8 protein-coding genes and 1 pseudogene are annotated in these 10582 nt (G+C 71.4%); 6 read left to right on the top strand and 3 right to left on the bottom strand.

Annotation, left to right across the window (positions count from 1 at the left end):
* The first annotated feature begins 269 nt into the window (after positions 1-269).
* From AOK22_RS11025 to AOK22_RS39625, 5 genes are all read left to right on the top strand, one after another.
* The gene (locus AOK22_RS11025; protein ID WP_079036486.1) at positions 270-836 is read left to right on the top strand and encodes an MTB12 C-terminal domain-containing protein; all 567 of its coding nucleotides are present in this window, start codon (positions 270-272) and stop codon (positions 834-836) included.
* On the top strand, positions 811-2109 hold the full coding sequence (locus tag AOK22_RS11020) for an ABC transporter substrate-binding protein (RefSeq protein ID WP_055698413.1): 1299 nt from the start codon (positions 811-813) through the stop codon (positions 2107-2109). Before AOK22_RS11025 ends, AOK22_RS11020 begins: the two co-directional genes overlap by 26 nt.
* Before the next feature lie 163 nt (positions 2110-2272).
* Positions 2273-3535: a glycosyltransferase family 4 protein gene (locus AOK22_RS11015; RefSeq protein ID WP_055698412.1), complete on the top strand. Its 1263-nt coding sequence runs from the start codon at positions 2273-2275 to the stop codon at positions 3533-3535.
* Positions 3532-4458, top strand: a complete 927-nt coding sequence (locus tag AOK22_RS11010; protein ID WP_063795231.1) for a hypothetical protein — start codon at positions 3532-3534, stop codon at positions 4456-4458. The genes AOK22_RS11015 and AOK22_RS11010 overlap by 4 nt, the downstream gene beginning before the upstream one ends.
* 45 nt (positions 4459-4503) lie before the next feature.
* Positions 4504-5580 (top strand): helix-turn-helix transcriptional regulator, encoded by a 1077-nt coding sequence (locus AOK22_RS39625; protein WP_079036485.1) that lies wholly within the window; start codon positions 4504-4506, stop codon positions 5578-5580.
* A 1-nt stretch (position 5581) separates the two neighbouring features.
* On the opposite strand, the pseudogene ctaD reads toward AOK22_RS39625, so the two are convergent.
* Positions 5582-7153, bottom strand: a pseudogene (gene ctaD / locus AOK22_RS11005) (aa3-type cytochrome oxidase subunit I); the annotation flags it as partial.
* A 448-nt stretch (positions 7154-7601) separates the two neighbouring features.
* Here ctaD and AOK22_RS11000 point away from each other — a divergent pair.
* On the top strand, positions 7602-7817 hold the full coding sequence (locus AOK22_RS11000; RefSeq protein WP_055698410.1) for an I78 family peptidase inhibitor: 216 nt from the start codon (positions 7602-7604) through the stop codon (positions 7815-7817).
* 112 nt (positions 7818-7929) lie between these two features.
* Here AOK22_RS11000 and AOK22_RS10995 read toward each other — a convergent pair whose 3' ends face one another.
* Positions 7930-8964, bottom strand: a complete 1035-nt coding sequence (locus tag AOK22_RS10995; RefSeq protein ID WP_055698409.1) for a phosphatase PAP2 family protein — start codon at positions 8962-8964, stop codon at positions 7930-7932.
* Positions 8965-9211: 247 nt separating this feature from the next.
* A complete protein-coding gene (locus AOK22_RS10990; RefSeq protein WP_055698408.1) occupies positions 9212-10360 on the bottom strand; it encodes a glycosyltransferase family 39 protein in 1149 nt (382 codons plus the stop codon).
* Positions 10361-10582 lie beyond the last annotated feature (222 nt).

Raw genomic sequence — 10582 nt, 5'->3', positions numbered from 1 at the left:
CAGCACCGCGCCCGCCGCGAGGGCCGCGAACGCCGCCCAGAGCAGGGGGTGCACGGCCCGCGGCCGGGCGGGGCGGGACGCGCTGTCCGTCCGAGCTGTCCGATCCACCCGCATCGAGCCCCCTGGGACACGTTGTCGGTCACGCCGGTGACGCCGGTCCGGTCGTCGGTCTGTCCATGTCAGCCGATGGCTTGCACTATGCCTTCTGGAAGCTGACCCTGAAAGCTCCGGGCGCCGATGGCCCGGACCGACACCCGGTGGTGAGCCAGATGGTTCTCGGGAGCAGCCCCAGGCGGGGGACGACGCACGGGCGGGGAAGGGTGCGGAGCGCGGTGCTGGCGGCCGCCGCGGTCCTGCTGATCGCACCGGCCGCCGCGGCCTGCGGGGACGACAGCGGCGGCGGGGACGGCGCGAAGCCGCCCGAGCCGTCCATGGAGAAGACGACCGAACCGGCGAAGGACGACGCGACCGCGCCCGCCGATGCGGCCGCCGCGCAGAAGGAGGTCCGCGCGAACTGGGAGAAGTTCTTCGACCCCGACGTGTCCCTGAAGGACAAGGAAGCCGTCCTGGAGAACGGCTCCAGGATGCGGGAGGTCCTGGAGAGCTTCAGCGGGGACGAGCGCGGCAAGCAGGTCGCCGCCAAGGTGTCGAAGGTCGAGTTCACCTCGGCGACCGAGGCGGACGTGACGTACGCGCTGACCCTGAAGGGCGCCACCGCGCTGCCCGACGCCTCCGGGACCTCCGTCAACCAGGACGACACCTGGAAGGTGTCCGTCAAGACCCTCTGCGCCCTGGTGAAGCTGAGCGGGAATGCGTCGCCCGGTCCGGGCTGCTGAGGCACTGCTCGCGGTCGCCCTCCTGACGGCGAGCGCGGCCTGCGGGAGCCGGCTGCCCGAGAGCGACTTCGAGCGGCGCGGCACCGCGTCCGCCCCCGCCGACGGGGGCGAGCCGGTCCGGGTCGGCATCATCACGAGCGCGACCAGCCCGGTCGGCGGCACCGCCTTCACCGGGCCGCGCGACGGTGCCAAGGCCTACTTCGAGCGGCTGAACGCCCGCGGCGGCATCCAGGGCCGCGAGGTCGAGGTGCACACCTGCGACGACGGCGGCAGCGGCGTCGGCAACAACGACTGCGTGCACAAGCTCGTCGAGGAAGAGGAGGTCGTCGCGCTCGTGGCGACGACCTCCCTGGACTACGCGGGCGCGGCCCGCGTCTCCCGCGCGCGCGTGCCCGACGTCGGGGGCCAGCCCATCGGGTCCGCGTACGAGACGTATCCGCATCTGTACGGGATCTACGGCAGCCTCGCCCCGCGCGAGGGCGAGCCGGGCTGGGACGGCAAGCTGTACGGCGGGACGGAGGTCTACCGCTACTTCAAGCGTGAGCAGGGCGCACGGACCGCCGCCGTCGTCTCCTACAACCAGGCCGCCTCCGCCGCGTACGCCCGGCTCGTCACCCGGGGCCTGAAGGCCGAGGGGTACAAGGTCGTCACCGAGCAGGTCGACTTCGCGCTGCCCAACTTCCGCGCCGCCGCGGCCGACCTGAAGGAGCAGGGCGCCGACCTCGTCTTCGACGCGATGGACACCCACGGCAACGCCCAGTTGTGCGCGGCGATGGACGACGTGGGCGCGGAGGTCACCGCCAAGGTCACCAACGTGCAGAACTGGACCTCGACCGTCGCGTCGGACTACAAGGACGCGCCGCGCTGCCGCAACGCCCTGTGGGCCACCGGGTCGAGCCGCAACTACGAGGACACCGGCCACCCGGCCGTGCGCGAGTTCCGCGCCGCCATGAAGGGGCACGAGGACCTGTCCCAGTGGCAGCTGGAGGGCTGGGCCGCCGCCATGTGGTTCACGGACGCCGCGACGTCCTGCGCCGAGGGAGGCGGCGGCATCACGCGCGCGTGCGTCGACCGCTTCATGAACCGCGGCGAGCCGTACGACGCGCGCGGGCTGCTGCTGCCGGTGACCTTCGAGCACCGGGCGAAGCCGCCCGCCACCCGCAGGACGTGTGTGTCGGTGGCACGCTGGCAGGACGGCAAGGGCTGGGTCACCCGGGGCGGGGACATGGACGACAACTGCTTCGTCGTCCCCCAGCTCTCCTACCGGCCTTGATGCGCGGGAGCGCGAAAAGGTTCCCCTTCGCTGCTACCGATCAGGCATCCGTTGTGGAACAGGATGATGATGAAACCCAACCCTTGGCCAGGAATCCCCGTCTAACCCATCGGTAGGCGGACGAGGGGGACTGTCCGCACGGAAGCGCGGAATACGGGGACGCATGCACATCTCTTTCCTGATTCACAACGCGTACGGAATCGGAGGGACGATCCGGACGACGTACAACCTGGCGAACACGCTGGCCCAGCAGCATGACGTCGAGGTCGTCTCGGTCTTCCGGCACCGTGACGAGCCCGTGTTCGCGCCCGACCCGCGCGTCCGGCTCAGCCACCTCGTCGACCTGCGCAAGGGGACCGCGGGATACGAGGGCGAGGACCCCGACCACCTCCGCCCCGCCCGCACCTTCCCCGACGCCGAGGGCCGCTACGACCAGTACAGCGCCCTGACCGACCGGCGCATCGCCGACCACCTCGCGGCCCTGGACGCGGACGTCGTCGTCGGCACCCGCCCCGGTCTCAACGTGCACATCGCCCGCCAGACCCGGCGCGGCCCCCTGCGGGTGGGCCAGGAACACCTCACGCTCGACAGCCACTCCAGGGAACTGCGCCGCCAGCTGCGCAGCGTCTACCCCCGCCTCGACGTCCTGACCACGACGACCGAGGCCGACGCCCGCGCCTACCAACGCAAGATGCGGTTGCCCGGCGTACACGTACAAGCCGTGCCCAACCCCGTGCCCGCGCCCGGCATCGAGCCGGCCGACGGCTCCCACAAGTGGGTCGTGGCGGCCGGCAGGCTCGCCCCCGTCAAGCGGTACGACCTGCTGATCAGGGCCTTCGACAAGGTGCGGCGCGAGCGCCCCGACTGGCGGCTGCGGATCTACGGCGGCGGCAAGCAGAAGGACAAGCTGCGCGCGCTGATCGACGAGCTCGGCCTCTACAACCACGTCTTCCTGATGGGCCCGGCCCACCCCATCGAGCCCGAGTGGGCCAAGGGCTCCATCGCCGCCGTCACCTCCAGCCTGGAGTCCTTCGGCATGACGATCGTCGAGGCGATGCGCTGCGGTCTCCCGGTGGTCGCCACCGACTGCCCGCACGGGCCCGGCGAGATCATCGACAACGGTGTCGACGGGCGCCTCGTCGAGGTGGGCAACCCCGACGCCATCGCCGGCGGGCTGCTCGAACTGATCAACAACGACTCGCTCCGGCAGCGGATGGCGGGCGCGGCGCTCCAGGACTCCGAGCGCTTCGACCCGGAACGCATCGCCGAGCGCTACGACGCGATGTTCTCCGGGATGCTCGCCCGCGGGACCTCGCTGGGGGGCAGGATGCGCGGCTCCCTCCACCGCACGCGCGGCGCGCTGCTCGGGGGCGCGTACGCCGTGCGGGACCTCGGCCGCGTCCAGACGAAGGGATCGACCGCATGACGGCCTTGGCCACCTCGCAGGCGGCGTCGCACGCCGGGGACGACCAGGAGACGGCGACGGCGCCACGCGCCGACTGCATCGCCGACTCCGCAGGCGGACTCACCTTCGACGTCACCGACACGGGGGAGCCGGGCCTGCGGGACGCGGCCTATCTGCTGCTGCGCCGGCGCGAGTCCGACGACGAGGTGCGCCTGCCGCTGTCCCCGTCGGCGGACGGCCGGCTGCGCGCCGCGCTGCCCAGCAGCGTCGAGCTCGCCGAGGGCCGCTGGAACGCCTACGTCCAGGTCGCGGGCGGCGAGCCGCACCGCCTGATGCCGGGCGTGAACGACCTGCGCTCGCTGGTCGACCGCGCCCCCAGCGGCAGCCGCGGCCATGTCGCGGTGCGCATTCCGTACGCGACGAAGCAGGGCAACCTCTCCGTGCGCAGCTGGCTGCGCGCGCCGCACGCCGAGGCCGGGCAGATCGAGCTCGCCGACGCCGCCATGACCGTGCACGGCCGCCTCTACGGCACCGCGCTCACCGACGCCGCGTACGCCGAGGCCGTCCGGCGCGCCGAGCCGGACCTCGTCCACCGGTCCGACGTCATCGTCGAGGGGCCGCGGTTCACCTTCGGGGTGCGGCACGGACTGCTCGCCGACAGCGGCCCCGGGCCCTGGGACCTGTGGCTGCGCCCGGCGGGGGAGAACGGGCCGCGGGTGCGCCTGGCCCGCCTCCTGGACGACATCCCGGACAAGAAGACGATCTTCACCTACCCGGCGGCGCGGTTCGTGACGGCCGCCCATGGCGCGGTCGAGGCGGGCCCGTACTACACCAACGACAACGACCTGGCCGTCCGCGTCCGCGAGGCGCGCGCCGAGCGGGAGTCCGCGGCGTCCGGGGCCGAGGAGGAGTCCGACGGGGCGGGGTCCGGCATACAGAGCTGACACCGAGGACAGTGGCTGTCCTCGATCACCGGCACAATCACGTCCATGTTGGAGACATCGGCACGACTGCTCCGCCTGCTCTCCCTGTTGCAGGCCCACCGCGACTGGTCCGGCGCGGACCTCGCCGAGCGGCTCGGCGTCACCCCGCGCACGGTCCGCCGCGACGTGGACCGGCTGCGTGAGCTCGGCTATCCCGTCAACGCGAGCCCCGGTACCGGGGGCGGCTACCAGCTCGGCGCGGGGGCCGAGCTGCCGCCGCTGCTCCTGGACGACGACGAGGCGGTCGCCGTCGCCGTCGGCCTGCGCACCGCCGCGGGGCAGGGCGTCGAGGGCATCGGCGAGTCCTCGGTCCGCGCCCTGACCAAGCTCGAACAGGTGCTGCCCGGCCGGCTGCGGCGCCGCGTCGGCGCCCTGAACGCCTTCACCGTGCCGATGCTGCGCACCCCGCGCCGCGAGGGCGTCGACGCCGCGGTGCTCACCGAACTGGCCCACCTGTGCCGTGACGCGGAGCGGCTGCGCTTCGACTACCGGGACCACGAGGGCAGTTCGACCCGCAGGACCGTCGAGCCGCACCGCCTGGTGTGCACCGAGCGCCGCTGGTACCTCGTGGCCTGGGACCTGGACCGCGACGACTGGCGCACGTTCCGCGCGGACCGCATCGAACCCCGGCCGCCGCACGGACCGCGCTTCGCGCCGCGCACCCCGCCCGCCGAGGATCTCGCCGCGTACGTCTCCCGGGGCGTCTCCACCCGCGCGTACGCCGCCCAGGCCGTGGTCCGCCTGCTGGTGCCGCTGGAGGAGGCGGCCGAGCGGATCACCCCGTCCGACGGCACCCTGGACGCCGAGAGCGCCGGGACCTGTCTGCTGCGCACGGGGGCGGCGACGCTGGACGTGATGGTCTTCCACGTGATGTTCATGGGCTTCGAGTTCGAGATCGTCGAGCCCGCGGAGCTCGCCGACCGGATCAGGTCGGCGCGGGACCTCCTCAGCCGGGCCCTGGACCGGGGTGTTCGGTCTGCGGATCCGGCGGAACCGGTTGCCCGGCCCGCGCCGCGTACGCCGCGTACTCGGGATGGTGCAGGTCGAACGCCGGGGACTCCGAGCGGATCCGGGGCAGCGTGACGAAGTTGTGCCGGGGCGGCGGGCAGGAGGTGGCCCACTCCAGGGAGCGGCCGAAGCCCCAGGGGTCGTCGACGTCGACCTTCTCGCCGTACTTCGCGGTCTTCCAGATGTTGTAGAGGAACGGCAGCGTGGACAGGCCGAGCAGGAACGCCCCGATGGTCGAGATGGTGTTGAGGACCGTGAAGCCGTCGGCCGCCAGGTAGTCGGCGTAGCGGCGCGGCATGCCCTCGGCGCCCAGCCAGTGCTGGACGAGGAAGGTGGTGTGGAAGCCCACGAAGAGCGTCCAGAACTGGATCTTGCCGAGCCGCTCGTCGAGCATCTTGCCCGTCAGCTTCGGCCACCAGAAGGAGAAGCCGCCGAAGGTCGCGAAGACGACGGTGCCGAACACGACGTAGTGGAAGTGCGCGACGACGAAGTACGTGTCGGTGACGTGGAAGTCGAGCGGTGGCGAGGCCAGGATGACGCCGGTCAGGCCGCCGAAGAGGAAGCTCACCAGGAAGCCGACCGCCCACAGCATGGGGGTCTCGAAGGACAGCGAGCCCCTGAGCATCGTGCCCGTCCAGTTGAAGAACTTCACGCCCGTGGGGACCGCGATGAGGAAGGACACGAAGGAGAAGAAGGGCAGCAGCACCGCGCCCGTGGCGAACATGTGGTGCGCCCACACGACCACGGACAGGCCGGTGATGGCCATCGTCGCGCCGACCAGCGGCATGTAGCCGAAGATCGGCTTCCGGCTGAAGACCGGGATGATCTCCGTGATGATGCCGAAGAACGGCAGAGCGATGATGTAGACCTCGGGATGCCCGAAGAACCAGAAGAGGTGCTGCCACAAGAGCGCCCCGCCGAACTCCGCCTCGAAGACCACCGAGCCGAACCGCCGGTCCGCCTCCAGGACCAGCAGCGCCGCCGCCAGCACGGGGAAGGCGATCAGCACGAGGATCGAGGTGAACAGCACGTTCCAGGTGAAGATCGGCATCCGGAACATCGTCATGCCGGGCGCGCGCATCCCGATGATGGTCGTCAGGAAGTTCACCGAGCCGAGGATCGTGCCGAAGCCGGAGAGCGCGAGCCCCATGATCCACAGGTCGGCGCCGATGCCCGGCGACCGGTCGATGCTGTTGAGCGGCGCGTACGCGAACCAGCCGAAGGCGGCGGGCCCGCTCGGCACGAGCAGCGAGCCGAGCACCATCAGGCCGCCGAAGAGGAACAGCCAATACGACAGCATGTTCAGCCGCGGGAAGGCCACGTCGGGCGAGCCGATCTGCAGCGGCATGATCTCGTTGGCGAACCCGGCGAACGTCGGCGTCGCGAAGAGCAGCAGCATGATCGTGCCGTGCATGGTGAAGGCCTGGTTGAACTGCTCGTTGGTCAGCAGCTGGAGCCCGGGGCGGGCCAGCTCGGCGCGCATCATCAGGGCCATCAGGCCGGCCGCGAGGAAGAAGAGGAACGACGTGATCAGGTAGAGGTGACCGATCTTCTTGTGGTCCGTGGTGGTCAGCCAGTCCACGAGCACCCGGCCGGGCCGCCGCTCGTGCGCCGGTCGCTCCGTCGCCCGCACCGTCTCGGTCCCCATCGCTTGCCCCTTCGCCATCGCGTCCTGGGCGTGCCCGAAGCCTGCTCGAAGCTCACGCCATGATGCTCGCGTCGCCCCGACTCCGACAGGGGGCGTACGCGGCTCCGCGCCGCGCGGCACGGAGCCGCCGTGCCGGAACCATGAATTCCCTATGCGGCGTCACATCCCCCGGAGCCGCCGGGATTCGGAAATGCGGAGGGTTCGTAAAGAGGTCGCTCCGATATTCGGAGAGCGGTATTGCGGTGAGCGCGGAGACCCCTGTGAAGTGCTGTTCAGGCACCTCTGAATTACGTCATCACAAGTACGGAACCGCCCGTACGTGTGACGGAGTTCGGCCGAAACGCACGTCGTGATCCTGTGACAAAAGCGTGACCCGAGAGGTATCAGTGACGCATGGTGTGCGGCCCCGGCCTTCCCCGCCGCTGCCGCGCCGCCTAACGTGGCGGCCATGGCACCTATTCCCACCCCTCCCACCGAGCCCCAGGACAGCCCCGAAGGCTATGTCGGCCTGCGCGCCGAGGGCGCCGAACAGCGGGCGCACGAGCGCGGCTGGTCCACCGTCAGGTCGCTGCCGCCGGGCGCGATCATCACCATGGAGTACCTCGCGGGGCGGCTCAACTTCGAGGTCGACGAAGGCGTCGTGAAGCGCTGCTGGAAGGGCTGAGCGGCGTCCGTCCGGCCCATGACCATGACGAAGGCCCCGGCTTCCGATGAGGAGCCGGGGCCTTCGGGGTGCGGGGGATGGGCTGTGCGTACCGGCCCCCGCCGTTCGTGGGTCAGCCGCCCGCCACCGGGCGGGCCGACGTGGTGCCGCGCGGCACGCGGTCGGAGTGCGGCGGCCTGCGGCTGCCGGCCGGGGTGACCGGGCTCCGCTCGGAGCGGGCCGTGTGCGGACCCGGCGCGAGACGGGCGCCGGGGCGCGTGGCGCGGGTGACGCCGACCGGCTCGCGGGCGGGCGCGTCGCCCTCCCCGGCCGGGCGCTGCTGGACCATCGCGGGGGCGCCGAGCGGAGCCGGGACCGCGACCGGCTCGGGCGCCGGGACGATGCCGGTGCGGCGGGCGCGCCAGGCCTCGCGGAGGCTGAAGATCGTGGCCTCGACGCGGGCGATCAGCGGCTCGAACCAGGGCAGCGCGAGCAGGATGAGCAGCCCCGCGGCCCAGCCGAGGAAGACGTCGCTCAGCCAGTGCGTGCCGAGGTAGACCGTGGTGAGGCCGACGCTGAGGGAGACCACCGCGGACAGCGCCGACAGATAGCGGCGGGTGCGCGGGGTCGAGGCGAGGTAGGCCAGGATTCCCCAGGTCACGACGGCGTTGGCAGTGTGGCCGGAGGGGAATATATCGCCGCCCAGCCACATCTCGTTCGAGCCGATCGTGGTGGCGTAGTGCGGGCCGAGGCGGCCCATGCCGAGCTTGGCGGCGCCGACGGTCACGTTGAGGAGCAGCAGCGCCGCGCCGAACATCAGGAGCGGGCGCAGCGTGTGCTGCCGCCAGGAGCGCCAGCCGAGCCAGGCCGCGACCATGACGGCCGTGGGGCCGCGCTGGCCGAGGACGACCCAGTAGTCGAGGAAGGCGTGGATCTCCGGCCACTGCTGATAGGGCCGGAAGAACATGACCTGCCAGTCGAACCGGACCAGCCACGACGTGACCAGCACGGCGACGACAATGGCCAGGTAGAAGGCCAGGGTCGCGCTGAAGAGCACGACTCTGTGCCGGCTCATCCTCGGCACATCGAGGTGGGCCGGTCGTTCCGGCTCACGGTCCAGCCGGGCGAAGACCCGGTCAAGACGGGTGAGGTTTCGTTCGGTACGCACCCAATCGACGTTACAGCGAGTGAGTGCGGCACTAGGCCGAATCAGTGGCTTTGTGATGACGATGTGATGTGGGATTGATCTCAACCCGGAGTTTATTCCCCGGGATTCCCTATTTCGCGGTCCGCTCCTTACTCAATTCGTTGATCATTTCCGATGGCGTTTTATGGCCCTTATCAATTCGTTCACCGGGGCCTGGTGCGGAATTTCCCGCCCGATCACCGGGGGCGCAGAAATGATCATGACGTGATCACGGTGGGCCCGAGCCGTGCAGCCAGAACGCCCCGTACACCGCGCTCACCACGGCCACACCCCCCAGGACCAGCGCCGACCTGGACGTACGCAGCCGGGCGAGCGCCACCGCGAGGGGCAGCAGGAGCGGGAAGGCGGGCAGCAGGAGCCGTGGCTTCGAGCCGAAGTAGCCGGCCGCGCAGAGCGCGAGCGCGACGACGATCCCGCAGTAGACGAGCAGTGACAGCGGCTGCTTCTGCCGTACGCCGAGCACGTACAGCCAGATGACCAGGGCGACGCCGACGATGAGCCCGAGGCCCGCCAGGGCACCGGGGAGGGAGGTGAACTTCTCCCCGATGAACCGCACGAAGGCATAGCCGAAGTCGAAGCCGTTGCCCCAGCCCGCCTGGACGTCGAGATAGCCGAACAGGCCGCCGCCGGTGCGGTGGCCCACCCAGAGCACATAGCCCGCGGCGCCGAGCGGGGCCAGCACCACCCCGAGGAGCATGCGCGGGTCGGCCCGCCGGTCGCGGTGCATCCGCACGGCCGCCGTCACCCAGATCGCGGCGACCACCGCGGCGCCGACCGGCCGCGTCAGCCCGGCGAAGGAGGCGAGCAGACCCGCCGTCACCCAGCGCTCCCGCAGCACCGCGTACAGCGACCAGGCCGCCAGCGCCGTGAACAGCGACTCGCTGTACGCCATCGACTGCACGATGCCGACCGGCAGCACCGCCCACAGCGCGACCGCGCAGACCCCGGCCCGGCGCCCGTACACGTGGTCGGCGACCGCGAAGATCCCCGCCGCCGCGCACAGCGACGCCAGCCAGCTCACCACCAGACCCGCGTCCGCGTACGACAGCGGACTGACGGCCGAGACGAGCCGCTCCAGCCAGGGCAGCAACGGGAAGAAGGCGAGGTTCGAGTGGACGCTGCCGTCCGGCAGCGTCACTTCCCAGCCGTAGCCGTGCTCGGCGACGCGGGTGTACCAGAGCGAGTCCCAGCGGGCGGACAGCAGCGTGTGCGGGCTCTTGCCCGCCACCGCGCCCCACACCGCGAGCACGGCGAGGCCCAGCGCGCGCACCCCGGCGTACACGAGGAGCGCGGGCGCCGCGCGGCGCAGCGCGTGAGCCGCCCGGCCCGGCGGGAGATGTTGATCAAGATCGGTCACGCACTCGATTATCGGGCGTCGGGGGAACCGGACGCCCGCCCGGGGCGTGGACGAAGGACGGGGGCGTGGCATACACCACACCGCATCCGCGCAACCATGAGAGGTCCGCCACGCGCCCCAGGCGTGAACTCGCGTACTCTGACGGCTCACTCGCCTTGTCTGCGCCGCCCGAGCAGGGAGTTCACATCCCGCAGGCCGCCGATGCGAGGGATCACTGGGAGG

It is taken from the genome of Streptomyces silaceus, from assembly GCF_001419745.1.
Lineage (GTDB): Bacteria > Actinomycetota > Actinomycetes > Streptomycetales > Streptomycetaceae > Streptomyces > Streptomyces silaceus.
The sequence above is the reverse complement of the archived record's forward strand: the minus strand, read 5'-3'. Positions and strand labels throughout refer to the sequence as shown.

What these genes read in the sequence shown, in the direction of transcription:
- AOK22_RS11015 (WP_055698412.1), top strand. Translation starts at nt 2,273, where the DNA reads ATGCACATCTCTTTCCTGATTCACAACGCGTACGGAATCGGAGGGACG.
- AOK22_RS11010 (WP_063795231.1), top strand. Translation starts at nt 3,532, where the DNA reads ATGACGGCCTTGGCCACCTCGCAGGCGGCGTCGCACGCCGGGGACGAC.
- AOK22_RS11025 (WP_079036486.1), top strand. Translation starts at nt 270, where the DNA reads ATGGTTCTCGGGAGCAGCCCCAGGCGGGGGACGACGCACGGGCGGGGA.
- AOK22_RS39625 (WP_079036485.1), top strand. Translation starts at nt 4,504, where the DNA reads ATGTTGGAGACATCGGCACGACTGCTCCGCCTGCTCTCCCTGTTGCAG.
- AOK22_RS11000 (WP_055698410.1), top strand. Translation starts at nt 7,602, where the DNA reads ATGGCACCTATTCCCACCCCTCCCACCGAGCCCCAGGACAGCCCCGAA.
- AOK22_RS11020 (WP_055698413.1), top strand. Translation starts at nt 811, where the DNA reads ATGCGTCGCCCGGTCCGGGCTGCTGAGGCACTGCTCGCGGTCGCCCTC.